The sequence below is a fragment of the Rhodococcus sp. UNC23MFCrub1.1 genome (assembly GCF_000686025.1).
Classification (GTDB): domain Bacteria; phylum Actinomycetota; class Actinomycetes; order Mycobacteriales; family Mycobacteriaceae; genus Rhodococcoides.
In genome coordinates this window covers 155,567-179,863 of record NZ_JMLQ01000004.1, presented here as the reverse complement: position 1 = coordinate 179,863, position 24,297 = coordinate 155,567, and the positions used below count along the sequence as shown (strand labels likewise).

The following is a 24,297-nucleotide window of genomic DNA, read 5'->3' as shown; positions in this document are numbered from 1 at the left end:
CGGAGCGAGAAGTCTAAGCCGCACCTCCGGCCCGGGCAGGGCGCAGCGCCTCGCTACACTCGACGGCGCATCGGACACCGTTGCACGCCTCCGTAGCTCAGGGGATAGAGCAAGGGCCTTCTAATCCCTTGGTCGCAGGTTCGAATCCTGCCGGGGGCACCACGGCGCTCATTCGCCCATCGAGAAGACGACGACGGCAGCCACGAGCACCGCGATCAGCGCCACCACGGGTGCGCCGAGTCCGACGATCGCGAAGGCCGCGGCGCCGAGAATCGCTCCGCCCGCGAGCGCCGCCCACATCAACAGCGGGCGGACCCAGGATTCCGAGCTGCGCCCCTGGATCCGAGCGGCGATCGTGCGTGCCATGGTCACGAGCGTCCCGGTCATGTACGTGAGGCTGATGCCGCCGTCCCGCTCGAACACCGCGTTCTCGGCGCCCATCGCTGCCGCCACGATCAGAGCGGACACCAGGGTCGCGCCGCCGCCGAGGTGCACGACGCCGGCCGCCGCCAGCAGTACCGCGACGAGCAGGAGGACGACGGTCTTACGACGCCGGCCGGCGAGGTCGCCGACGAGCGACCCGGTGACGACCCCGCCCACGAACGACACGATCACCACGAGCCCGACGGACGCCGCACCGAGATGTCCCGCAGTGAGTTCGACGGCCGCCCGAGTGGTGTTGCCCGTCATGAAGGAGACGAAGAAGCCGCCGAGAGCGAGGAAGCCGACGGCGTCGACGAAGCCCGCCACAGCGGCGAGACCCAGCGCCACGTGGGCATCGCGGCGGCGGTCGTGGGTGCGCTTCACGCGGTCATTGGATCACCACGAGAGCGGTAACGTCGCACCGGTGACCCGCCGCACCGCTACCCTTCTCCTCCTCGCGACTCTGAGCGTGGCGGGGTGCGGCGGTGACCCGGCGACCCCCCCGGCCGACGACCCGGCTCCGGCGACCTCGACGTCCGAGGCGCCCAGCACGCCGTCGGTGGCCGGTCCCTCCGTGCCGACGGGGCCCGACGCCGTCGCCGCGGACGACCTCTTCATCGCAGGGTTGGACAGTGGCGCCATCGAGTACACCGACCCGGAGACGATGAAGATTCTCGGACGCGGCATCTGCGCCGAACTGCAGCAGGGGCAGCCGGTGATCGCCGAGGTGGACGCCGTCACGACGGGCAGCCGCGGCACATGGGACGAGAGCGCCGCGGGCGCCATCGTCGGTACCGCGATCGGCGCCTACTGCCCCGAGTTCCGAGCGCTGCTGCCCGGCTGACGGCTCCGGCGCAGCAGGAAGCGCTGCACCTTGCCGCTGGGCGTCTTGGGCAGTGCGTCGACGAAGTGCACCGTGCGCGGGTAGGCGTGCGCGGCGAAGTTGGACTTCACCAGCTGCTGCAGCTCGGACTCCAACTCGGCGGTACCCGAGACGCCCTCCGCCAGAACGACGTACGCCTCGATCACCTCTCCGCGGATGTCGTCGGGTTGGCCCACCACCGCCACATCCATGACCGACGGGTGTTCCACGAGAACGCTTTCGACGTCGAAGGGCCCGATCCGGTAGCCGGCCATGATGATGACGTCGTCGTTACGCGCGGAGAAGAAGTAGGAGCCGTTCTCGATGCGTCCGGCATCGCCCGTCAGGTACCAGGACCCGTCGTCGGTGAACCGTTCGGCTGTCTTGTCGGGAGCGTCGACGTATCCGGTGAACCACATCAGCGGGCTGCCCGCCACCTCGAAGCCGATCTGATCCTCGACGACTCCGGCGGTGAAGCCCGGCAACGGCTTTCCCATCGAACCAGGGATCAGCGGCTCACGCACCGCGTCGTGCCAGGCGTTGACGATGACCATTCCGTGCTCGGTCTGGCCATAGTGATCCCGCACCGGGACGCCGAGCGCCGTCTCCGACCACACCAGAACGTCCGGCGTCAGCGGCTCCCCCGCCGACGACGCCCGTCGCAACGTGATGCCACCGACCGACGGGTCCTTGCTCAGGCTCCGGTACACCGTCGGCGCCGCCGCGAAGTTGGTGACCTCGAACTTCTGCATCACCGCGACCGTGAGCGCGGGGGTGAAGCCGGCGTGCAGCATCAGACTGCGACGGCCCATCGCCATCGGGCCGAGAATGGCGTAGTAGAGCCCGTAGGCCCAGCCGGGGTCGGCGGCGTTCCAGAAGACGTCGTCCTCGGACACGTCGAGGCCGTAGGTCATGTAGGCGACGAACGACGCCAGCGCCGACACAGGCACCGGCACGCCCTTCGGCTTTCCCGTCGTGCCGCTGGTGAAGAGCTGGATCATCACACCGTCGCCGCCCACGGCCACCGAGGCCGCCATCGGCTCGTGCTCACGAACCAGAGCGTCGAAGCCCTCCCCCGTCTCGATCACCGTGATGCCCTCGATCGAGTCGAGCTTCTCGCGCTGGTCGGTCTCGGTGATGACGACGCGCGCCTGCGCGGCCTCGACGCGCATCGCGATCGCCGGAGTAGCGAAGGCGGTGAACAGCGGGACGTGCACCGCGCCGAGTCGCCAGAGCCCGAGCAGGGCGACGACCAGTTCGAGCCGCTTGCTCATCAACACTCCCACGCGGTCACCCCGGCCGACGCCCATCTCGGCGAGGCCCGTCGCGAATCGCGCCGACAGCTCGTGCAGCTCGCCGTAGGTGAGGTCGCGCGCCGTGAGATCGCCTTCGATGAAGGTGAACGCGATCGCCGCCGGGTCGTGGTCGTCGCACAGCAGGGCGGCGAGGTCGGCGTCGGCGGATCCGTAGGTCGCCAGCAGGCGTGCGACATCGTCGGTCAAGGTCGTCATGGTGAGAGTGTGGCGCGGAACACTCGCGGCCCGATACCCTCCGAAGAGGGTAGGAAGACGGAGACCATGATCGACACACATTTCGACGCCGCCGTGGACCGGTTGCGCGCCGGTTCGGGCGTCACGCTCGCTTTCGGCGGAGTCATGACCGCGGGACGGCGATTGACGCTGCGCCATTTCGCCGGGCAGTCCGTCGGGGCGCTCGACGGTGTCGAACTCGAGGCAGGTCACGGTCTCGGCGGCAAGGTGTTGCAGGTCAATCGCACCGTCGCGCTCGACGACTACATGCGGACTCCGAAGATCAGCCACCGATACGACGCCATCATCTCCGCCGAGGGCCTGCGCGCCATGATCGCCGCCCCAGTCGTCGTCGGGCGGACAGCCGTCGGCGTGCTCTACGGCGCGATGCACACGGCCGGCCACATCGGGGATCGCGTGCTCGACGTGCTGACCCTCGAAGCGGGGGTTCTGGGCCAGGACCTCGCCGTCGACGAGGCGCGGCGCGATGCCGACCGGCTGCGCGAGGACGTCCGTCAGACGTACACGCGGCTGCGGGCGGTCGCGGCACGGTCGGACGCACCCGAGCTCACGTCCGTGCTCGACTCGATGCGCGCCTTCCTGGAACCCGCCGCACCGATACCGTCCGCTCCGCACGTGACGGCCCGCGAACGGGACGTGTTGTCGCTGGTGGCGCTGGGCCGGTCGAACATCGCCATCGCCGAGGAGCTCGGCCTCACCGTGTCCACAGTCAAGAGCTACATGAAGTCGATCATGGCCAAGCTCGACGCGTCGACCAGACACGAAGCCGCGCACGCCGCCCGGCGTGCAGGCCTAGTTCCCTGATCCTGTCCGCAGCGCCTTCTCGAGCGGAGTCGGAAAGGTCGGGGTGATGGACGCGCCGTCGAGATGGGCCTCGAGACGTGCAGCTTCCGCCGCGACCTGCTCCTCGTCGGCCTTCTCGAACAACCGGAACACCACCTCACCGGCGCCGCGTACGGCCCAACCGCCGACCACCCGGCCGTTCGACCACACCGTGGGGCCGACGTTGCCGAACGTGTCGAACAGATCCGGTCGGTACTCGTCCGGCAGGAACCATCGCCGATCCTTCCACCCCATCGGCGTCGGATCCAGCGCGGGCAGCAGCGCCACACCCCCGTCGGCACCGCTGATGTCGCCGCTGCGCAGCATGATTCCCCCACCCGACGACAGCTCGACCTCCTCGACGTCGAGAGCGGCGAGGGCTTTGACGGTGTGACCCTTGTTCCATCCGGTCCACCACTGGAGGTCCTCGGGAGTCGCCGGACCGAACGCCTCCAGCCAGGTGCGCGCCAGGCGAACTCGCGCATCCGCCTCCTCGATCGGCGGCACACCGTCGGGCCACCACGCGCTCACCGGTGCCCACGTGTGGTGGCGCGAGGTCCAGTTCCCCCGCGGTTCCACGCGCACGATGCGCCCCTCCACCGACAGCAACGTCAGCAGCGACGACGTCACGTAGCGACGGACGTCGTACTTCTTGTCCGTGGTCGGGAGGAACGCGGTGCGCAGTTCCGGTACGGCGGTGGACAACTCGGCTCCCGTCGCGGTGCCCGACGCAGCCAGTGCCGCATCGACACCCGACTCGAGATGGTCGAGGAACGCCGGCACATCATCGATCACCGGGTCGGTGGGCAGGGTCGAGAGTTGCTTCGCCAGACGCGTTCTCAGGGTTCTGGCCACCCCGGCGCTCGAACCGGACTGCACGACGGGCATGAACTGCTTGTCGATGACGAAAAGGGTGCGGCGCATCGCCATGACCCGCACCAGCGAGCGGCGGGTGTACAGAGCGTCGCGCACGTCGTCCAGGGTCGCGGTGGTCGATCGCGCCAGAACCTGCAACGACACGCTCGCCGCATCCGTGGCGTGGAGCGCGACGATGCGCTGGACCACGTCCTCGGGCGTCAGCGACGACCCCAGACCCACGGCATGCCGGTGCACCAGGATCTTGCGCCGCTCCTCGTCCGTCACCTTCATCGGGACAGTGTGACCGACCCCGCCGCCGTGCGCACCCATGCCGGGCGCACATACCCCGCGGCGCAGTTCGCGTGGTGCTCCCCCGATGGGGAGTGCACGGGACGAACCGCGGTGCGCGAAGCCCAGCCCAACGGCAACGACCGAGCCGGCACCCACACACGACAACGGCGCCGCACCCGTCATGGGTGCGGCGCCGTCGTGAGGCTCCGGGTCAGCGACCGTTCGACCGCCTGGACGACTCCTCGAAGTCCCCCTCGATCACCTCGAAGGTGCGCGTGTCGGACTGTGCCCGGCGCGACGCTTCCCTCATCTCGATGCCGTCGGTGACGAGGTCACCGATCTCGCGGGTGACGTCGCGGACTGCCGTGGCGATGATGACCGCGATGCGTCCGACGTGGGTCGCCGCGGACTCGGTCAGTTCCTGCACGGTGTCCTTGTTGCGTTCGAACTTGCCGACCATGGCACTACCTCTCAGGCTGCAGCTTTTTCGCGCTCGATGATCACACCGGTCACCTTGTCCACACCGGTGAACCGGTCGGGAAGGGCGAGTCGGAAGATCTTGCCCCACACAGTACCGATCTGATGGAAGAAGCCACCAGTGTTGTACGGAAGGCCGTACTCCTCACAGAGCGCCTTGACCTCGGGTGCGATCTGCGGGTAGCGGTGCGCGGGCAGGTCGGGGAAAAGGTGGTGCTCGATCTGGTGCGAGAGGTTGCCGGACATGATGTGGAACAGGTCCCCACCCTCGATGTTCGCGGAGCCGAGCATCTGACGCACGTACCACTGGCCGCGGGTCTCCTGCGCGGTCTCCTCGACGGTGAACGTCTGCACGCCCGTCGGGAAGTGGCCGCAGAAGATGATGGAGTAGGCCCACACGTTGCGGACGATGTTGGCGGTGAAGTTGCCCACCAGCGTCGGGACGAACATCGGCCCGGTCAGCGCGGGGAAGACGATGTAGTCCTTGAGGACCTGTCGTCCGGCCTTCTTCCACCAGCCCTCGAGCAGGGGCTTGACGTCGTGCCATTTGCGCTTGCCCTGGATGACGTTCTCGGCCTCCAGGTCGTGCATCATGACGCCCCACTCGAAGAAGGTCATGAGCAGGAACGCGTAGATCGGGTTGCCCAGGTAGTACGGGTTCCACTTCTGCGCGCTGTCCATCCGCAGGATGCCGTAACCGATGTCGCGGTCCATGTCGAGGATGTTGGTGTACGTGTGGTGCATGTAGTTGTGCGAGTGGCGCCACTGGTCACCGGGGCACGTGTTGTCCCACTCGAAGACCTTGGAGTTCAGGCCCGGCTCACGCATCCAGTCGTACTGGCCGTGCATGACGTTGTGGCCGATCTCCATGTTGTCGAGGATCTTCGACAGGCTCAGGGCGCTGACGGCGGCGATCCAGGCCGGCGGGAAGAAGCCGAAGTACATCAGTCCGCGACCGGCGACCTCGAGTCCGCGCTGCGCCTTGATGATCTTGAAGATGTAGTCGCGGTCCTCCTGACCCAGATCCGCGACGGTGCGGGCGCGCAGGTCGTCGAGCTTGCGTCCGAGTTCCTCCACGGCTTCGTAGCTCAGGACGACAGGTCCGTCGGTTCCCGGCTCGTCCATCACGTCGACGCCGGACGTCGCGGTGTCGGGCGCCGAGCTGGAACCGATGAACGGGAGAAAGGACAGTGAGAGTCCGAACATGGTGACCTCCTCTTCGAGTATGTGGATGGGTCAGACGTCGATGTCGACGTCGCCCACGGGGACGGAGATGCAGAGCTGGATTTCGTTGTCCGGATCGGAGTCGAGCTCACCGGTCTTGACGTTGCGGGTGCATCCCGACTTCTTGATTGCCGTGCAGGTGAAGCAGATTCCCATCCTGCAGCCGAATTCCGGTGTCAGCCCGGCATTCTCGGCCTGCTCCAGGAGGGTGGCGCCGTCGTTCTCCGCCTCGACGGACGAACCCGAGAACGACACGGTTCCCGAGGCATCCCCGTCGACGACCGGAACGGCGGTGACGAACTCCTCCGAGAACAACGACTCGGAGAGCCCGAGGTCGTCGAACACCGACCTGACACCCTTCATCAACCCGGGCGGACCACACAGGAACGTCTGCGCCGAGGCGTGCCAGGGTGCTGCGGCGTTCAGGTGCTCGGTGTCGAAGAATCCGTGCAGATGACCACCGTTCTGCTGATCGGTGTACGCGTACAGAACGTCCACGTTGTCGTTCTCGGCCGCGATGCGGTCGAGTTCGGCGCGGTAGCAGACGTCGTTCTCCGTGTAGGCGTAGTGCAGGAATGCCACGCGTCCGGTGTACCCCTCGTGCACCAGCGTGCGCAGCATCGACATCACCGGGGTGATGCCGCTTCCACCACTGATCAGCAGAACGTGGTCCGGCCGCGGGCTCGGGAGCTCGAAGGTGCCCGTGGCCGGCGCGAGATTGACCACGAGACCGGGCTTCGCCGAGGCGACCAGGTAGTTGGACACGATGCCGTCGGGCTGAGCCTTGACGGTGAGCTCGATCGTGTCGTCGTCGGTTCCGGCGGTACCTGCCGGGGAGTAGCAACGCGTGTGCCGGACGCCGTCGACCACGACGCCGATCTGCACGAAGTGGCCGGCGGAGAACCCCTTCCACTGCCACGTGGGGCGCAGCGTCAGCGTGACGGTGTCGGGAGTCTGGTGACGGACGGCCACCACCTCGGCGCGCATGTCGTCGACAGTCATCATGGGGTCGACGAGTTCGAGGTACCGATCGACCGCGTGCGGCGTCGTCAGCGTCTCGAGCAACCGGGGCCGCAACCTGGACAGCAGCGAACTGCGACGGCCGCGCGATGTGGGGGTGGTGGCGATGCTCAAGTCGTCCTCCTCGAATGACGGGCCGGTGACCGGATCACTTCTCCAGTGCACACTCGTTCACTGGAACCGAGTGTGACAGCCCGTACCGGCAACTTTCAAGGCCAATGTGACGACGGACACGTACCGTGAGCAGCAGTGACCCGCCAGGCTCTCGGGCGGCGGAAGTGCACACCCATACACCGTTGTCGGTTAATGTCGAGGAATGTCCGAGAATTCCGTAGGTTCCACGACGGCCAGCAGGGCCGAACGCAAGGAACGCACCCGGCGGGCACTCGTGGACGGAACGCTGGACGCCATCGCGGACCGCAGTTTCTCCAGCGTGAGCCTGCGGGAGGTCACGCGCGCGGCAGGAATTGTGCCGACGGCGTTCTACCGCCACTTCGCGTCGATGGAGGACCTCGGAGTCGCGGTCGTCGAGGACAGCATGCGCGTCCTTCGCAAGATCCTGCGCGACGTCCGTCGTCACCCGTCCGCGGACAACGCGCGCGAGTCGCTCGAACTGCTGGTGGGCGAGATCCGCGAACACGACGTCCAGTTCCGCTTCCTGATCCGCGAGCGGTCCGGCGGGGTGGTGGAGGTCCGGCGCGCGATCGAGACCGAGCTGCGAATGATCGTGCACGAGCTCACCCAGGACCTGTCCCGGACCCCCGCCCTGTCGTCGTGGCCCGGCGACGATCTCGAGATGGTCGCCGACCTCATCGTCAACACGATGCTGGCGACGGTGGTGGACCTGGTCGAGGTGACGCCCGCCGGCGCGGCCGAACGCGACATCGTCGAACGCGCGCTGTCCCAGCTGCGCGTGATCATGCTGGGAATGGGCCAGTGGCAGCCTCGGAACGTCCGCGGCGCACGGACGTCGGCAGCCGCACTCGGAGCGTGAGGACCCGATAGCCTTTCCCCATGCAGATCTCAGTCGGTGACCTGACCTTCGACGCGGACCGCTACGGAACCCCCGGCGACCGCCCGGCCCTTCTCCTGCACGGTTTTCCCGAGACGTCCGCGAGTTGGCGCGACGTGGCGATCCGCATGGCGGACGCGGGCCGCGACGTCGTCGTGCCGAACCAGCGCGGGTACTCCCCCGGTGCCCGTCCGACCGGTACCGACGCTTACCGCGTCGACCTGCTGGTCGCCGACGTCATCGGAATGCTCGACGAACTGGGCTTCGCGGCAGTCGATCTCGTGGGGCACGACTGGGGGTCGATCGTCGCCTGGTACGTCGCGGCGCTGCATCCGGATCGCGTGCGCACCCTCACCGCAGTGTCCGTCCCGCACCCGGCCGCCTTCGGATGGGCGATCCGCGAAGACGAGGACCAGAAGAAGCGCAGCGAGTACATGACTCTCTTCCGTCAGCCCGGCAAGGCGGAGGATCTGCTGCTCGAGGACGACGCCCGCCGGTTGATCGCCATGTTCTCCGGTGCCGCCGATCCGACGATCGTCTCGCAGCATCTTCCGGTGGTCGGCCGGCGTGAGACGCTCACCGCCGCGCTGGAGTGGTACCGCGCCATGACGCGCGACTTCGCGGATCTCCCGTCCGTCGAGGTGCCGACCACCTACGTGTGGGGTAACCAGGACACCGCGGTCGGCCGCGCCGCCGCCGAGCGGTGCGCCCAGCACGTCACCGGCCCCTACGAGTTCGTCGAATTGAGTGTCAGCCACTGGGTGCCGGAGGACGATCCGGACCGACTGGCGGACGAGGTCCTCGCGCGTTAGCGCGTGACCGGTTGTCGCAGAATCGTTCTCAGCTTGTCGGCCACCACACGCCGTGGGTCGCCGAGATAGATCTCGTGATGACGTCCCGTCATCCGGAGCGAGTGCGCCGGGACGACGACGTCGTGCATGTGCGCGAGCACCGGCGCCTCGTCGTCGTAGGACCCGACGTGCAGCGTCTGCACGCACAGCCCCTCGTCGAGACGTATCAGGCGCACGTCGCCTGTCCGCGGGCCCGCCTTCTGTTCGCGGACGGTCTCCAGATGCTCGGCCGTGATCCAGTCGGGGGTCATGATCATCGCGGTCCATCGCCATCGCGACGGGTCCCGCTCGCGGGTGAACGACGCCCAGTCGTCCGCCCACCACAGCGCTTCGAGCGGCATCACCACGTGGTCTCTGCCGAGTTCACGCTTGGCGAGGAACTTCAGGCCGTACGCGAGCGGATACAGAGACGACACCGCGTCGGTCCAGGCGGTCGTGTTCGGATCACCGTCCCCGTCGATCGTGAGGTACTGCAGGGGCGGCACCTCGACCACGTCGAACACCCCGAGTCGAGCGCTGTACGTCGCGATCTCCTTCTTGTGGTCGACCTTCACGCCGCCGCGTCCCTCCCCCGATCACCCTCGGGTGCCGCGACGCGGAGCAGGGCCAGTAGCCCGGCCGCCAGCACCAGCACGATGCCGATGATGCCGGCCCGATCCGCGTCGAAGAGGAAGACGAAGAGTCCGAAGAGGCTTGGAGCGAGGAACGAGACCGCGCGTCCCGTCGTGGCGTAGAGGCCGAACATCTGGCCTTCCCGGCCGGGCGGGACTATGCGGGTCAGGAAGGTGCGCGACGCCGACTGTGCGGGTCCGACGAACAGGCACAGGATCAGTCCGAAGATCCAGAACATCAGGGGACCCGAGACGGCGAGCAGGACCAGCCCGGCGACGATCATCGACACGAGCGAGACGACGATGACGAGCTTGGGCCCCAGCACGTCGTCGACACGCCCCGCGACGACGGCGCCGAGTGCGGCGACGACGTTGGCGGCGACCCCGAAGAGCAGCACGTCGGCACTGGAGATGCCGTACACGGTGACGGCCAACACCGCTCCGAAGGTGAAGACCCCGGCCAGACCGTCACGGAACAGAGCACTCGCGACGAGGAACCACACGGTGCGGCGGTCGGTGCGCCACAGCTCGGACACGTCGCGCCACAGCACGCGGTACGACTCGAGGTAGCCGGCTCGCGCGGCCGCCGCCTCGGGGTCGGTGACGGGGAGTTCGGGAACCGCGAAGAGCACGGGAAGCGAGAACACGAGAAACCACACCGCCGCGAGCAGCGCCACGAGCCGGATGTTGAGGCCGTCCTCGGTGGTGATGCCCAGCAGGCCGCGCTCGTCGCCGGCGCCGGCGATGAACCCGAAGTAGCACATCAACAGCAGGACGATGCCGCCGAAATAGCCCATTGCCCAGCCGAATCCGGACACCCGACCCAGATTGTCGGGCGTCGAGACCTGACGCAGCATCGCGGTGTAGGGCACCTGCGCCACCTCGAAGAGCACCGAGGCGACGGACAGCAGGATCAGGCCCAGCCACAGGTAGTGGTAGTCGTCCTTCACGAAGAACAGTGCCGCCATGCACACGACGGTCGCGGTCGACAGTACGAAGAGGAGCCGTTTGCGGCGACCTCTGGCATCGCTGCGCTGACCGGAGACGGGAGCCAGGACCGCGACCAGAACTCCGGCGATGCCGAGCGACCACCCCAACCACGACGTGGCGGACACTCCGCCGGGCAGATCGGCACCCACCGAGTCGGTCAGGTATACCGAGAACACGAACGTGAGGATCACGGCCTGGAAGGCGGCGCCGCCCCAGTCCCAGAAACCCCACGCCAGCACCTGCTTCTTCGTCACGACACCGGGCGCGCCCACGACCACCATGTCTCGCAGCATAGGGTGCCGAGATGACCGAATTCCCTGTTCTGCTGTCGCCGATCACGGTCGGTCGTACGACGTTGCCCAACCGGGTGATGATGGGCTCGATCCACACTGGACTCGAGGATCGGGCGAAGGACGTCGAGAAGCTCGCCGCGTACTTCGCCGAGCGCGCCCGAGGTGGTGTGGGACTCGTCGTCACCGGGGGCTACTCCCCCAATCGCACCGGCTGGCTGCTTCCGTTCGCGGCCAAGTTGACCAACCGTCTCGAGGCCCGTCGCCACCGACGCGTGACCGATGCCGTGCACCGCGAGGGTGGTCGGATCGTGCTGCAGATCCTGCACGCGGGCCGCTACTCCTACCATCCGCTCTCGGTGAGTGCGTCGGGTGGGAAGTCGCCGATCACCCCGTTCCGCGCCCGCGGCCTCACCGATCGGGGCGTGGAACGGCAGATCAGCCACTACGTCCGGTGCGCGCGCCTGGCGCAGCGCGCAGGCTACGACGGCGTCGAGATCATGGGCGGCGAGGGCTACTTCCTCAACCAGTTCCTCGCACCGAGGACGAACCGTCGCACCGATCGATGGGGCGGGTCCGCCGAGAACCGGCGCCGCCTTCCGGTGGAGATCGTGCGTCGCATCAGAGCAGCGGTCGGACCGGACTTCCTGCTCTCGTTCCGGATCTCGCTGGCCGATCTGGTCGAGAACGGTCAGACGTGGGACGAGATCGTGGCACTCGCCACCGAACTCGAAGGAGCCGGGATCGATCTGTTCGACTCCGACTTCGGCTGGCACGAGTCGCGCGTGCCCACCATCGTGACGTCCGTACCGAGGGCCGCGTTCATCGACTTCACCCGCCGCCTCACCGAGGTGGTGACGGTGCCGGTGGCGGCGGCGAACCGGATCAACATGCCGGAGGTCGCCGAACGCCTGCTCGCCGACGGCAGCGCGCACCTGGTGTCGCTGGCCCGCCCGATGCTGGCGGATCCCGACTGGCTGCTCAAGGCGAGGAACGGCCGACGGGACGAGATCAACACGTGCATCGCCTGCAACCAGGCCTGTCTCGACCACGTCTTCGTCCACCGCAAGGCGTCCTGCCTGCTCAATCCGCGGGCCGGGCGGGAGACCGAACTCGTGCTGTCCCCGACTCGCTCCGCGAGAACGGTCGCCGTCGTCGGCGCCGGCCCGGCGGGACTCGCCACCGCGGTCGCACTGGGGCAGCGTGGTCATCGCGTCACCCTCTTCGAGGCGCGCGACGAGATCGGCGGCCAGTTCGCGATCGCGCAGCGCATCCCCGGCAAGGAGGAGTTCGCCGAGACGGTCCGCTACTTCACCCACGCACTCGCCGCAGCGACGGTCGACGTTCGGCTCGGCACGACGGCCGGCGCCGCGGACCTCGTGCACTTCGATCGCGTCGTCCTGGCCACGGGTGTGGTGCCGCGCATCCCGTCCATTCCCGGCATCGATCACCCCAGCGTCGTCACGTACGCCGAGGCGGTGCTCGGCCACCGCGACGTCGGCAGGCGCGTGGCCGTCATCGGGGCCGGCGGCATCGGTGTCGACGTCTGCGAGTTCCTCACCACGGAACACTCCTCGACTCTGCACACCGCGGAGTGGCGTCGGGAATGGGGAGTCACCGACGATCCGGCGGCCGCGGGTGCCGTGGCCACCGCCGTCGCTCCCCCCGCGGCTCGCGAGGTGTACCTGCTGCAGCGGACGGCGGGACGGATCGGGACGCGACTCGGCAAGACCAGCGGCTGGGTGCATCGCGCTGCCCTGCGAAACAGGAACGTGACGCAGTTGTCGGGGGTGCGGTACGACCGGATCGACGACGACGGACTTCACATCACCGTCGACGGACGGACACGCGCACTGGAGGTCGACACGATCGTCGTGTGCGCCGGTCAGGAGTCGGTGCGCGATCTTCTGGACGATCTCACAGCTGCGGGAACAGTAGTCGACGTCATCGGCGGCGCCGACGTGGCGGCGGAGGTGGACGCGAAGCGGGCGATCGAACAAGGGACCCGCCTCGCGGCCGCCCTCTGACGTCGCGTGCTCCGCAGCGTCACGCTAGCCTCGGTGACCGTGAGCCTCCCCGCACCCACCGTAGAGTCCCGTGCCGTCGTCACCGGAGCGTCGTCCGGCATCGGAGAAGCACTCGCCACCGAACTCGCCGCCCGTGGTCATTCGCTGATCGTCGTCGCCCGTCGAGGCGAGTTGCTCGAGGCGCTGGCGGCGAAGCTGACCGCCGAGCACGGCGTCACCGTCGAGGTCCGCGTGAACGATCTGTCTGATCCCGTTCAACGCCAGACCCTGGCGGACGAACTGGCCGGCCGCGACATCTCGGTGCTCTGCAACAACGCCGGCATTGCCACCTTCGGTCCGGTGTCGGCGCTGGATCCCGCCTACGAGCGCGCCCAGGTGCAGCTCAATGCTGTTGCGGTGCACGATCTCACGCTGGCGGTCCTGCCCGGCATGATCGAGCGCGGCGCCGGCGGCATCCTCGTCACCGGCTCGGCCGCGGGCAACATGGCCATCCCCAACAATGCGACCTACGCCGCCACCAAGGCGTTCGTCAACACGTTCTCCGAGTCGTTGCGATCGGAGCTCGCCGGCACCGGCGTGCACTGCACGCTCCTCGCACCCGGCCCGGTCCGCACCGAGACGCCCGATCCCGCGGACGCCTCCATCGTCGACAAGCTGGTGCCGGACTTCCTGTGGATCGACAGCGCGTACACGGCACGGCTGTCTCTCGACGGGCTCGAGAAGAACAAGATGCGCATCGTTCCCGGAATCCTCAGCAAGGGCATGTCCGTTGCGGGCCAGTACAGTCCGCGCTCGATCAGCGCTCCGATCATCGGCAGCTTCTACAAGAAGCTCGGCGGTTCCTGACCTTCTACCTCCGACGGCGGCGTCCGGTCCCGAAGATGCTCCGTGAGATCTCGCGACCGGCCGCACTGGCTGCCGACCGCAGGAAGCTCTTCACGGCGGGGTTGGCCATGATGCGTTCTGCGGCCGACGGCCCTTCCGGCTCCGGCGCGGGCAGCGGCGGCAGGTCGTAGGTCTGCGGCAGCGGCGGGAACTCCGGCTGCTGCGGCGTCGGTTCGGGGGCCATCCGTGCGTTCAGCAACTCGTACGCGGACTCGCCGTCGACGGTGGTGCCGTACGTCGCGTACAACGGACTGGCGGTCGCGGCGGCCGTGATCGCGTCCGTTCCGATGGTGTCCATCAGCGACTGCGGCGGACGAATCCTGGTCCAGGCCACGGGAGTCGGCGCGCCCCGCTCGGACAGCACCGTGACGATCGCCTCGCCGGTCCCGAGGGTGGTGAGTGCCTCCTCCAGGTCGTAGTCCGCACTCTTGGGATAGGTCCGTACCGTCTTGGTCAGCGCCTTCTGGTCGTCCGGGGTGAAGGCGCGCAGCGCGTGCTGCACCCGCGCGCCGAGCTGGGAGAGCACCGGCCCGGGAACGTCCGACGGCAGCTGCGTGCAGAAGAAGATGCCGACACCCTTGGAGCGGATCAGTTTCACGGTCTGCTCGACCTGCTGGAGGAAGGCCTTCGACGCGTCGGCGAAGAGCAGATGTGCCTCGTCGAACACGAACACCAGCTTCGGTGCGTCGAGGTCCCCCTCCTCCGGCAGGGTCTGGAAGAGATCGGCCAGCACCCACATCAGGAACGTGGAGAACATGACGGGACGCGCTGCGAGAGCGCCGAGTTCGAAGAGGGTGACGATGCCGCGTCCGTCCGGTGCGGTGCGGATCAGGTCCTCCGTCCGCATCTCCGGCTCACCGAAGAACGTATCGCCGCCGTCGGCCTCCAGGTTCACCAGTGCCCGCAGGATGACACCGGCGGTGGACGACGAGACGCCGCCGATGCCCTTCAGGTCGGCCTTGCCCTCGTCGCTCGTGAGGTGCGTGATGACGGCACGCAGATCCTTCAGGTCGAGCAGCGCGAGCCCCTGCGTGTCCGCCCAGTGGAAGATCAGTCCGAGGGTCGACTCCTGAGTCGCGTTGAGCTGCAACACCTTGCTGAGCAGGATCGGGCCGAACGCCGTGATGGTCGCGCGTACCGGCACCGCGCCACCCTCGGTACCGAGGGAGAGGAACTCGACCGGGAATCCCGTGGGCGCCCACCCGTCCGCGCCGGTCTCGCCGGCCCGGCCGCGCAGGCCGTCCGAGTCCGCGCCCGGAGCGGACAGTCCCGAGAGGTCGCCCTTGACGTCGGCCAGCACCACCGGAACACCGGCCGCGGAGAGCTGTTCGGCGATCACCTGCACGGTCTTCGTCTTGCCGGTTCCCGTGGCGCCGGCCACGAGGCCGTGACGGTTGACCATCTTCAGCGGTAACCGGACCCGTGCGGTCGGATCCGCGACGCCGTCCAGCACCACACTGCCGAGTTCGATGGCGGGGCCTTCCGTGGCGTACCCCGCTGCGATCGCGGCCGCGCGGCCACCCTCCGTCGGTTCCGTCATCGTCACTCGTGCTCCCGTTCTCGTGTCGCCGGCGGTACGGGCTGAACTCTATCGCCGGTACCGACACGTGCGGGTCTACTGTGGCAGCGGTACCGATGGACACGACGGATACCGAGGATGTGCGTGAACGACAAACTGGTGTGGATCGACTGCGAGATGACGGGCCTCGAGCTGGGCTCGGACAAGCTCATCGAGATCGCGGCCCTGGTCACCGACAGCGACCTCAACGTTCTCGGCGACGGCGTGGACATCGTGATCCACTGCGACGACGACGCACTGGCCTCGATGCCGGACGTGGTCACCGAGATGCACGCCAAGTCGGGGCTCACCGAGGAGGTCCGTGCGTCGACGGTCACGATGGAGCAGGCGCAGGAGAAGGTGCTCGAGTACATCCGGCAGCACGTTCCTGCCGGCACCGCGCCGCTCGCCGGCAACTCGATCGGCACCGACCGCGGCTTCATCGCGCGGGACATGCCGGAACTGAACGACTACCTGCACTACCGGATGATCGACGTCAGCTCCATCAAGGAGTTGTGCCGCCGGTGGTACCCACGCATCTACTTCGGTCAGCCTCCCAAGGGCCTCGCGCACCGGGCACTCGCGGACATCGAGGAGTCGATCCGGGAGCTGAAGTACTACCGGCAGACGGCCTTCGTGGCGGCTCCGGGACCGACCACCGAGGAGATCGGCGTCGTCGTGACGACGCTGACCGGTGGCGACGCGTGACACAGGGAACCGATTGGCTTCCCGCGTATCGGTCACGCTAGTATCGAACGCGCTGCATCGCCGCAGGGTGTGCAGCAATGGTGGGCGTAGTTCAGTTGGTAGAGCACCAGGTTGTGATCCTGGCTGTCGCGGGTTCGAGTCCCGTCGTCCACCCCGAACACGAAGGCCCCCGACTCGCGAGTCGGGGGCCTTCGTCGTGCGTGGGGCTCAGCGGGGCAGCGCGTCGAGGTCCGTCCGCATGAGGATGACGTTGTAGGACGAGTACTGCGACGCCGTGAAGTACAGCGAGTCACCGGCCGACCTCGGGTGGATGTAGGGCGCGTAGAGGCCACCGCCCGGGTAGTTGCCGATGTCGTTGTTCACCACCAGCGCGGTGGGAGCGCTCCACGGCCCCTCGGGTGCCGACGCGGTCCGCGCCATGATGCGGCCCTCGACGTCGTTGCCGTACAGCATGATGTAGCGACCGAGATACGCATTCCACGCGACGGACATCTCCCCGACCGGCTGGCCGACCACAGGAGCGGCGGCGGCCAGGTCGGAGGTCCAGGACCCACCGTTCCAGTACTCGTACCGGGTGAGGTCCAGCATCGCGTCGGGTGCGACGCGGGCCAGGTAGGCCGCACCGAGACGGCCGTTCGGTGTCCCGTACTGGTACACGAACCCGTCCTGGCCGCGGACGAACGCCGCCTGCTGGAAGCGGGCGTCCAACTGCTCCGTACCGGGGACGGCCACGCCGCTGTTGAACCGGATCGTGCCGGGCTCGGGGAACCACGTCTGCCCGTTGTCGCGCGACGTCGCGATTCCCGCGTAGTTCGTCGACCACACCGAGCCGCTCCACTCGCGGACCGACATGAAGTGCAGATACTGCACGCCGTTCACGGCGATCGCCGACGTGGGAACGATCGTGTACTCGACAGGTGAGAGCCCGAGAGCCGAGAGCAGTTGGGTGGCGAATCGCGGATCGTTCCCGGCCACCACCGCACCGGAGTTCACGTCACCGGGCACACCGTCGGCGAACGTGATGCCGTCCGACAGGTCGGTGTCGTTGCTGCGCAACAGAACATTGTGCCGCCACTGCCCGCCCGGGACCGCGCAGTTCCCGAAGGTGTCGCCGAACGCCATGAGGGTCTGACCGGCTCCGTTGTCCCAACTGATGCCGAGATCGGTCCCCGAGATTCCGAAACGATCGAACGTCCGGTTCACACTCTCCTGACCGGTCACCCACCCCACGGTGGACGTCGACGGCCCGTTGTAGGCGGGCACCAGACCCTGCCGTCCCGCAGGTGGCTGACCGGGAAAACCTGTTCCGTCGATCCCGGTACCGGGCAGTCCTCCACACGGTTCGGCCGCCGCCACGGGCGCGAGCACCAGGCTCACTCCCCCCACCAGTGCCAGCGCAGCCGCCATCGCCCGTTGTCGTCGCATACAGAACATCCCCCACAGTCGCGCCACACGCGGCAGTAACCCGCCCCCGAACGCAAGGTACCAGTCCGGACAGGTCCGATCTCCGCACCGTGACGGCCCCACCGACGAATTACACGTATGTGTTTTCGCAGGTAGGCCGGCACAACCGAATTACGTTGGTGTAATTGAGCATTCGTGTTACCGAGCGATACTGCTGTCCCGTAGAGTGACCCGTGGCGCTCTTGGGGAAGGTGCGCCGTGTGTTACTCGTGTTGTTCGCTCGACGGACGTGAATGCCAAGGGAAGGGCATTCGACTTCGCCGAGCGGTGCGCCGTGGGCGACTGCTCGTCCGGTACCGGTCGGTGAGACCGGTACGGGACAGAGGGACGTCGACGGCCGTACCGCCGTGGACAGCGCAGCAGCGACGGGACTCCTCCCCCGGGTCGGCGCCGACCGAATGGCGACGCCCGTGGGCGCATACGGAGGTAGCTCGTGCACCGAACATCACACTCGAACACCGCATCACAGGACACCGTGGACGCATCGCCGTCACCGGTGCGCCGCCGTGGTCGCTGGGGATCCGCCGCCATGGTGGGCGTCGCGGCCACCGGAGCTCTGCTCTTCGCCGGGACACCCACGGCCGCAGCGGCACCCGCGCTTCCGCCGCTCCCCGCTCTGCCCGCGTTCCAGATTCCCGGTGTTCCGCTGAGCGCCAAGCAGCAGGCGGCGATCCTCGCCGCCGTCTTCGACGCGACGGGCGTGCTGGTGCAGGAGGTCGCGGGGCTCGTTCTCGGCGACATCACCCTCACCCCGGTGACTCCCGACGCCGCGCCGGACGCCACGTCGCCCTTCCAGGCGGCCCCGCTGGGCGTCGGCGGATCACGACTCCCCTTGACGCCCGGCACCTTCGAGGTCACGTCCGGTTACGGCGGGCGCAACAACCCGACCGGCGGCGGACGGCAGAACCACGAGGGCATCGACCTCGGAGCCGCGCAGGGCACCACGATCTACGCGGTCACCGGCGGCACCGTCACGCAGGCCGGTGACGCGGGCGACGGGTACGGCAACCTGGTGAAGATCCAGAAGGGCGACACGGAGGTCCTCTACGGACACCAGAGTCGCATCGATGTCGCCGTGGGTGACACCATCGCTCCCGGTCAGGCCATCGGCGCGGTCGGCAGTACCGGCGACTCCAACGGCCCGCACCTGCACTTCGAGGTGCGACGCGGCGGCGAGGCCGTGGACCCGGTCGGTTACCTCACCGCTCTGGGCCTGAAGGTCTAGCGGCTCAGACGGACTGGGCGTTGCCGGCTTTCCACTCGTCCCACGGGATGTTCCAGTCGCCCAGTCCGTCGGTACCCGACAGCGTTCCACCCACGGTGTTCTTCACGACGGTGATGTCACCACGCTTGGTGTTGTCGTAGACCCACTTCGCGTTCGACGGGCTCAGGTTCAGACAACCATGGCTGACGTTCGAATAGCCCTGTGATCCGACTGACCACGGCGCCGAGTGGAAGAAGATGCCGCTGTACGACATTCGCGTCGCCCAGTCGACCGGAGTGCGGTAGCCCTGCGCGGAGTCCACGGCGACGCCGTAGGTCGACGAGTCCATGACCATGGACGCGAACTTGTCACCGATGATGTAGACCCCGTTGTCGGTGGGCGAGCTGTCCTTGCCCATCGACGTCGGCATGGTCTTGACGTCGACTCCGTTGACGGAGAACGTCACCTGCTTGGTGGCGTCGTCCGCGGTGGCGATGACGGCGTCACCGATCGAGAAGGACGACGACGCGTTCTCCTGGCCGAAGAGTCCCTCGCCGAGGTCGCGACCGAAGACGTCCACCGTCACGGTGACGCGGGTGCCGGGAGCCCAGTAGTTCTGCGGGCGCCACCGCACCTCTTTCTGGTTGACCCAGTAGAAGGCACCCTCGACCGGCGGGTCCGTCACGACGGTGATCGCGTTCTGCGCGGCGACCTTGTCGGGGATCGGCTCGTCGAACTGCACGGCGACCGGTTGGCCGATGCCCACGATCTCGTTCTCGGACGGCAGCAGGTACGGCTTGGTGACGTTGTCCGGCGAACTGGTGGTGAAGGACGAGACGGACGACGCCTCACCGCCCAGACCGTAGGCCCGCGTACGCAACGTGTAGGCGCCGTTGTAGTCGAGCACCTCGCTGTTCGTCCAGGACGACCGATCCTCGGACAGTGCTCCGGGGACAGGGGTGCCGGCGTCGTCGGTGAGCGTCACCTCGGACAGGGTGCCGTCCGCCACGGTCACCGCGACCGGAGCACTCGGGGAGAATCCGACGGACGCGTCGGGCGCCGGCAACGACACCTTCGGCTTCATGAGCTCCGACAGCGGGTTGGAGTCGATCGGTGCGGGAGCCGCCGCCGGTGACTGACCCGACCCCGCGGTGCACCCGGCCGCGGAGAGTGCGAGCACCGTCATCGCGGCCACCAGAGTCGAGCGCCCGCGACGGGTCCTACCCCACGACATCGTCATTCTCTCGACTCCACTCACCTGCGCCCGAACCATCAGCTATCACGCACATGATGCCACCCACCTGGGATTTCTCACCACTCCGGAGCTGGGGAACACGGTCACGGTCGAGTACCGATCGAGCATCGACCCGGCTCCTCACCAGCGGTCCGGAGCCTCTGCCAGCGGGAATGCGGACCAGGCGTCCCGTTTCGATGATCGCGGGTGCTGTTGGTGTGCGTCACAAGCGACCCCGGACAGCACGATGCCGCCGAGCGTGAACTCGGCGGCGTCGAGGACGGAGTCGGCCGTGCGCCTCTCGGCAGAAGGCCGCTCGTAGCGGCGAAAGGGGTGGTACCCGGGGCATGGATCCGACTCCGTCGAGCTGTGCAACGCCGACACCCCCGAGTCTGTTCCCGGCCGCTAGCATCACGTGGATGCGCGCCCTCGGTCCCACGTCGTCCGCATCTGCGCCGCGCCCCGTCTCGTTCCGGCGTGCGACCCGATGAGTGATCTGCGTGTCCGAGACGCCGCCGCCCTGGTCGGTGTCAGCGACGACACCGTCCGCCGGTGGATCGAGAGTGGTGTCGTCGAGACGTCGAAGGACTCGGCCGGACGCACCGTCGTGAACGGCGCCTCGCTCGCGGCGCACGCTCGGGCCCGCGCCGCCGCACCGCCGGATCCGAGCGGCACGGTCAGCTCCGCGCGCAACCGTCTGGCCGGACTCGTCACCTCGGTGGTCGTCGACACGGTGATGGCCGAGGTACAGATGCAGTGCGGCGCGTTCACCGTGACGTCGCTGATGAGCGCAGAATCGGTGCGGACACTCGGACTGGAACCCGGCAGCGTCGCCGTCGCGGTGGTCAAGGCGACCACCGTCATCGTCGAGACACCGTGATCTCCGTCCTCGCGGGCGGGACGCGCGGCCACCGCGACGCGGTGCGTCCGCCCGCCTGGATCCTCGTGCCGGCCAGCCTCGGCACGGCGCTCGTCGTGCTCCCTCTCGTGGCGATGCTGCTCTCGGTCGACGTGGCTCGCTTCGTTCCGCTCGTCACCTCGGAGTCGTCCCGGGCCGCGCTGCTGCTCAGCCTGCGCACGGCGGCCGCCAGCACTGTCCTCTGCATCCTGCTGGGGGTGCCGATGGCCCTGGTCCTCGCGCGGTCGACCGGGCGGATCGTCGCCGTCGTGCGCGCACTCGTCCTGCTCCCCCTCGTCCTGCCCCCGGTGGTGGGTGGGCTCGCCCTGCTCTACGCGTTCGGCAGGCAGGGACTGCTGGGTGAACACCTGCGGGCGTGGGGCATCGACATCGCCTTCACCACCACCGCGGTGGTCCTCGCGCAGACGTTCGTCGCCCTCCCCTTCCTCGTGATCAGTCTCGAGGGCGCACTGCGCACGGCGGGCACGCGGTACGAGGTCGTCGCCGCGACCCTCGGAGCCTCACCCGGCACCGTCCTGCTGCGGGTCACCCTTCCCCTGGTCCTGCCCGGGCTGGCGTCGGGTGCGGTGCTCTCCTTCGCCCGCGCGCTCGGCGAGTTCGGCGCCACCCTCACGTTCGCCGGGTCGCTCCAGGGCGTCACCCGCACCCTCCCGCTCGAGATCTACCTCCAGCGCGAGACGGATCCCGATGCGGCGGTGGCCCTCTCGCTGGTCCTCATCGTCGTCGCGATCGTCATCGTGATCCTCACTCGCAGTCGGCGTCCGGCAGGCGTGCTGTGACACCCACCGACACCTCGGTCGTCCTCGACGTCCGTCACCGAGCACGCGGCGCCGACCTCACGCTCACGGTGCCGTCGGGCGGTGTGGTGGCGATCCTCGGGCCCAACGGTGCCGGGAAGTCGACGCTGCTGTCGATGGTGGCCGGACTCGTCCGGCCCGACGACGGCGTGGTCCGCATCGGAGCGCGCACCCTCACCGACAGCGCGCAGCGCATCGACGTCCCGCCGCATCGCCGACGGGTGGCTCTCCTCGCCCAGGACGCGCTGCTGTTCCCACACCTGTCCGCGCTGGCGAACGTCGCCTTCGCGCCCCGCTCACGAGGTGCCGGACGAGCCGAGTCCGAGCGACTCGCGCGCCGATGGCTCGAGGCCGTCGACGCGGCAGACCTCGCCGATCGGCGGCCGCGCGCACTGTCCGGCGGACAGGCCCAACGCGTCGCCCTCGCCCGCGCACTCGCGGCGGACCCCGACGTGCTCCTGCTCGACGAGCCGTTCGCGGCGCTCGACGCCGAGTCCGCACCAGCCATGCGCCGCGTGCTCCGCGAGGTGCTCGCCGAGACCTCGCGCACCACCCTGCTGGTGACCCACGACCGGGTCGACGCCCTGACGCTCGCCGGTGAGGTGGCCGTCGTCGACGCCGGACGAGTGGTCGAACACGGCACCGTCCGCGACGTTCTGACGGCTCCGCGTACCCGGTTCGCGGCCGCCCTCGTCGGAGTGAACTCGATCGAGGGCACCATCACCGCTCCGGACACGCTCACGACCGCGTCGGGTGTCGCCGTGCAGGGCCGCGCCCCGGACCCTCTCGACGCGGGCTCATCGGCGGTGGCCCTGCTGCATCCCACCGCCGTCTCCGTCTTCGTCGACCCACCGCGGGGCAGCCCCCGCAACGTGCTGCCCGTGCAGATCGGCCACGTGGAGTCCACCGGATCGTCGGTCCGCATCACGTCCACCGCGGCCGCGGGTCTGCCCGCGCTGCACGCCGACGTCACCGTCGCGGCGGCCACCGAACTCGACCTCGTGCCCGGCCGTCGCGTCCACTTCGTCGTCAAGGCCGGCGAGGTGGCACTGCACGCCGCGGCTCTCGGCGCGCCCACACCGCGGTGACCGGTGGGTCGCCCCGGCCGCGGCGACTGCTCGACGCGGCAGCGGATCTGTTCGGCGCCCGCGGCTACGCGGCCGTCGGCATCGACGACGTCGCGGCGGCCGCGGGCGTCTCGGGGCCGTCGGTGTATCGGTGGTTCGACTCGAAGTACGACCTGCTCCGCACGCTGCATCTGACCGCGGTCGAACGCCTCGAACGGCGCATCGCTCGGGAGGGCGCTCCCGCCGATCACCACGCGCTTGCTCTCGGCGCCCTCACCGTGCGCCGCTCGCTCGGCACGCTGCGCCGCGACCGCCCGCATCTGCACGACCCCGACATCGGTTCGGTGACCACGGTTCTCGATGCCGTCACCGCGGCAGCACGTCGTGCCGATCCGATCCTTCGGCCCTCTCGCGACTCCGACGTCACGACTCGGGCGGTGCTCTCCACCCTCTCCAGCATCGGAACGCACCGCCTCACCGTCCCCGCCGCCGCGGTGCTCGAGGTTCTCGACTCCGCGTGCGCCGCGGTCCTCTCGGCGGACCTGCCGGACGCCGTCGACGATCCGGAACTCCCGCACGGCGTCCCGCCCGTCGGGCGACGGGACGCACTCCTGCGCTCGGCCGCGGCGCTGTTCGACGAGAGCGAGCCCGCCGACGTGACGATGGCGGCCATCGCCTCCTCGGTGGGCATCGCGGCGTCGAGCACCTACCGCTGGTTCGGCGGCAAGACCGTGGTGCTGGACGAGGTGTGCCTCGGCGCCGCGCGCCGGGCGGCGGACGAGACGGCGCGTGTGCTCGCCCGGTCGGACACGCCGCACCAGGCGCTGGCCGGGCTGGCGCGGCGGCGCGTGGCCCTCGCGACGCGGGCGCCGGCACTGCGGGTACTCCGGCGCCACGGCCTCTCGACCGGTCCGGCGACGGCACGCGAACTCACCGTGATGGCTCGCCAGGAGCGCGGAGAGTGGGTGCACCTCCTCGCGTCGACGATGCCGGGACGCTCGCGGGCACAGTCGTCGGTTCTCGTCGAAGCAGCGTTCACGGTGGTGGACGACCTGTCACGGCACGTCGACGAGCGCCGGCTCGCCGCGGTGATCACCGCGATGCTGGGTGTGGACGACGGCGGGCCCCGATCACCACATCGGTGATCGGGGCC

General features: G+C 68.7%; 23 protein-coding genes and 2 tRNA genes. 14 read left to right on the top strand and 11 right to left on the bottom strand.

Annotation, left to right across the window (positions count from 1 at the left end):
- Window positions 1-86 precede the first annotated feature (86 nt).
- Window positions 87-162: transfer RNA gene (locus tag BR07_RS0111805), tRNA-Arg, on the top strand.
- Window positions 163-168: 6 nt separating this feature from the next.
- Here BR07_RS0111805 and BR07_RS0111800 read toward each other — a convergent pair.
- Window positions 169-807, bottom strand: coding sequence for a YoaK family protein (locus BR07_RS0111800; RefSeq protein ID WP_027505624.1), 639 nt, complete (start codon window positions 805-807; stop codon window positions 169-171).
- A gap of 40 nt (window positions 808-847) precedes the next feature.
- Here BR07_RS0111800 and BR07_RS0111795 point away from each other — a divergent pair, with 40 nt between their 5' ends.
- On the top strand, window positions 848-1,267 hold the full coding sequence (locus tag BR07_RS0111795; RefSeq protein ID WP_155957015.1) for a DUF732 domain-containing protein: 420 nt from the start codon (window positions 848-850) through the stop codon (window positions 1,265-1,267).
- Here the strand turns inward: BR07_RS0111795 and BR07_RS24295 are convergent.
- The gene (locus BR07_RS24295) at window positions 1,231-2,796 is read right to left on the bottom strand and encodes an AMP-binding protein (protein ID WP_051613325.1); all 1,566 of its coding nucleotides are present in this window, start codon (window positions 2,794-2,796) and stop codon (window positions 1,231-1,233) included. The genes BR07_RS0111795 and BR07_RS24295 overlap by 37 nt on opposite strands.
- A gap of 66 nt (window positions 2,797-2,862) precedes the next feature.
- On the opposite strand from BR07_RS24295, the gene BR07_RS0111785 reads away from it, so the two are divergent.
- Window positions 2,863-3,639 (top strand): helix-turn-helix transcriptional regulator, encoded by a 777-nt coding sequence (locus BR07_RS0111785; protein ID WP_027505622.1) that lies wholly within the window; start codon window positions 2,863-2,865, stop codon window positions 3,637-3,639.
- Here BR07_RS0111785 and BR07_RS0111780 read toward each other — a convergent pair.
- The 4 genes from BR07_RS0111780 to BR07_RS0111765 all read right to left on the bottom strand — a co-directional run bounded on the left by BR07_RS0111780 (window position 3,628) and on the right by BR07_RS0111765 (window position 7,641).
- The gene (locus tag BR07_RS0111780; RefSeq protein ID WP_027505621.1) at window positions 3,628-4,806 is read right to left on the bottom strand and encodes a winged helix DNA-binding domain-containing protein; all 1,179 of its coding nucleotides are present in this window, start codon (window positions 4,804-4,806) and stop codon (window positions 3,628-3,630) included. The genes BR07_RS0111785 and BR07_RS0111780 overlap by 12 nt on opposite strands.
- Before the next feature lie 211 nt (window positions 4,807-5,017).
- Entirely contained in the window at window positions 5,018-5,266 is a 249-nt protein-coding gene (locus BR07_RS0111775) for a hypothetical protein (protein WP_027505620.1), read from the bottom strand.
- Window positions 5,267-5,277: 11 nt separating this feature from the next.
- Complete coding sequence (locus BR07_RS0111770) at window positions 5,278-6,489, bottom strand: fatty acid desaturase family protein (protein WP_027505619.1); 1,212 nt, start codon at window positions 6,487-6,489, stop codon at window positions 5,278-5,280.
- A 30-nt stretch (window positions 6,490-6,519) separates the two neighbouring features.
- Window positions 6,520-7,641: a ferredoxin reductase gene (locus BR07_RS0111765; protein ID WP_027505618.1), complete on the bottom strand. Its 1,122-nt coding sequence runs from the start codon at window positions 7,639-7,641 to the stop codon at window positions 6,520-6,522.
- Window positions 7,642-7,843: 202 nt separating this feature from the next.
- On the opposite strand from BR07_RS0111765, the gene BR07_RS24290 reads away from it, so the two are divergent.
- Together BR07_RS24290 and BR07_RS0111755 are read left to right on the top strand one after the other, a co-directional pair.
- Window positions 7,844-8,521 (top strand): TetR family transcriptional regulator, encoded by a 678-nt coding sequence (locus tag BR07_RS24290; protein WP_051613323.1) that lies wholly within the window; start codon window positions 7,844-7,846, stop codon window positions 8,519-8,521.
- Window positions 8,522-8,541: 20 nt separating this feature from the next.
- The gene (locus BR07_RS0111755) at window positions 8,542-9,351 is read left to right on the top strand and encodes an alpha/beta fold hydrolase (protein WP_027505617.1); all 810 of its coding nucleotides are present in this window, start codon (window positions 8,542-8,544) and stop codon (window positions 9,349-9,351) included.
- Here BR07_RS0111755 and BR07_RS0111750 read toward each other — a convergent pair.
- Window positions 9,348-9,944: a GyrI-like domain-containing protein gene (locus BR07_RS0111750; protein ID WP_027505616.1), complete on the bottom strand. Its 597-nt coding sequence runs from the start codon at window positions 9,942-9,944 to the stop codon at window positions 9,348-9,350. The genes BR07_RS0111755 and BR07_RS0111750 overlap by 4 nt on opposite strands.
- Window positions 9,941-11,272: an MFS transporter gene (locus tag BR07_RS0111745; protein WP_027505615.1), complete on the bottom strand. Its 1,332-nt coding sequence runs from the start codon at window positions 11,270-11,272 to the stop codon at window positions 9,941-9,943. Before BR07_RS0111745 ends, BR07_RS0111750 begins: the two co-directional genes overlap by 4 nt.
- Before the next feature lie 23 nt (window positions 11,273-11,295).
- On the opposite strand from BR07_RS0111745, the gene BR07_RS0111740 reads away from it, so the two are divergent.
- Window positions 11,296-13,308 carry an NADPH-dependent 2,4-dienoyl-CoA reductase gene (locus tag BR07_RS0111740; protein ID WP_027505614.1) on the top strand — a complete coding sequence of 671 codons (2,013 nt, stop codon included), beginning with the start codon at window positions 11,296-11,298 and terminating at the stop codon, window positions 13,306-13,308.
- 39 nt (window positions 13,309-13,347) lie between these two features.
- A complete protein-coding gene (gene cmrA, locus BR07_RS0111735) occupies window positions 13,348-14,154 on the top strand; it encodes a mycolate reductase (protein WP_027505613.1) in 807 nt (268 codons plus the stop codon).
- A 4-nt stretch (window positions 14,155-14,158) separates the two neighbouring features.
- Here cmrA and BR07_RS0111730 read toward each other — a convergent pair whose 3' ends face one another.
- A complete protein-coding gene (locus BR07_RS0111730) occupies window positions 14,159-15,733 on the bottom strand; it encodes a helicase HerA-like domain-containing protein (RefSeq protein ID WP_051613380.1) in 1,575 nt (524 codons plus the stop codon).
- A gap of 123 nt (window positions 15,734-15,856) precedes the next feature.
- On the opposite strand from BR07_RS0111730, the gene orn reads away from it, so the two are divergent.
- Both orn and BR07_RS0111720 read left to right on the top strand, forming a co-directional pair.
- On the top strand, window positions 15,857-16,459 hold the full coding sequence (orn, locus tag BR07_RS0111725; RefSeq protein ID WP_027505611.1) for an oligoribonuclease: 603 nt from the start codon (window positions 15,857-15,859) through the stop codon (window positions 16,457-16,459).
- An 80-nt stretch (window positions 16,460-16,539) separates the two neighbouring features.
- A tRNA-His gene (locus BR07_RS0111720) sits at window positions 16,540-16,612 on the top strand.
- Window positions 16,613-16,666: 54 nt separating this feature from the next.
- Here the strand turns inward: BR07_RS0111720 and BR07_RS0111715 are convergent.
- The gene (locus tag BR07_RS0111715; RefSeq protein ID WP_231476310.1) at window positions 16,667-17,884 is read right to left on the bottom strand and encodes a DUF4185 domain-containing protein; all 1,218 of its coding nucleotides are present in this window, start codon (window positions 17,882-17,884) and stop codon (window positions 16,667-16,669) included.
- 514 nt (window positions 17,885-18,398) lie between these two features.
- On the opposite strand from BR07_RS0111715, the gene BR07_RS0111710 reads away from it, so the two are divergent.
- Window positions 18,399-19,148 carry a M23 family metallopeptidase gene (locus BR07_RS0111710; RefSeq protein ID WP_231476309.1) on the top strand — a complete coding sequence of 250 codons (750 nt, stop codon included), beginning with the start codon at window positions 18,399-18,401 and terminating at the stop codon, window positions 19,146-19,148.
- Window positions 19,149-19,152: 4 nt separating this feature from the next.
- On the opposite strand, the gene BR07_RS0111705 is transcribed toward BR07_RS0111710, so the two are convergent.
- Window positions 19,153-20,361: a L,D-transpeptidase gene (locus BR07_RS0111705; protein WP_027505608.1), complete on the bottom strand. Its 1,209-nt coding sequence runs from the start codon at window positions 20,359-20,361 to the stop codon at window positions 19,153-19,155.
- A 487-nt stretch (window positions 20,362-20,848) separates the two neighbouring features.
- Between BR07_RS0111705 and BR07_RS0111700 the strand changes: the two genes are divergently transcribed.
- The 4 genes from BR07_RS0111700 to BR07_RS0111685 are packed head-to-tail and all read left to right on the top strand — an operon-like array spanning window position 20,849 to window position 24,289.
- Window positions 20,849-21,241 carry a TOBE domain-containing protein gene (locus tag BR07_RS0111700; protein WP_027505607.1) on the top strand — a complete coding sequence of 131 codons (393 nt, stop codon included), beginning with the start codon at window positions 20,849-20,851 and terminating at the stop codon, window positions 21,239-21,241.
- Window positions 21,241-22,059, top strand: coding sequence for an ABC transporter permease (locus tag BR07_RS0111695; RefSeq protein WP_231476328.1), 819 nt, complete (start codon window positions 21,241-21,243; stop codon window positions 22,057-22,059). Before BR07_RS0111700 ends, BR07_RS0111695 begins: the two co-directional genes overlap by 1 nt.
- Window positions 22,056-23,165: a sulfate/molybdate ABC transporter ATP-binding protein gene (locus BR07_RS0111690; RefSeq protein WP_027505605.1), complete on the top strand. Its 1,110-nt coding sequence runs from the start codon at window positions 22,056-22,058 to the stop codon at window positions 23,163-23,165. The genes BR07_RS0111695 and BR07_RS0111690 overlap by 4 nt, the downstream gene beginning before the upstream one ends.
- On the top strand, window positions 23,162-24,289 hold the full coding sequence (locus BR07_RS0111685) for a TetR family transcriptional regulator (RefSeq protein WP_027505604.1): 1,128 nt from the start codon (window positions 23,162-23,164) through the stop codon (window positions 24,287-24,289). Before BR07_RS0111690 ends, BR07_RS0111685 begins: the two co-directional genes overlap by 4 nt.
- Window positions 24,290-24,297 lie beyond the last annotated feature (8 nt).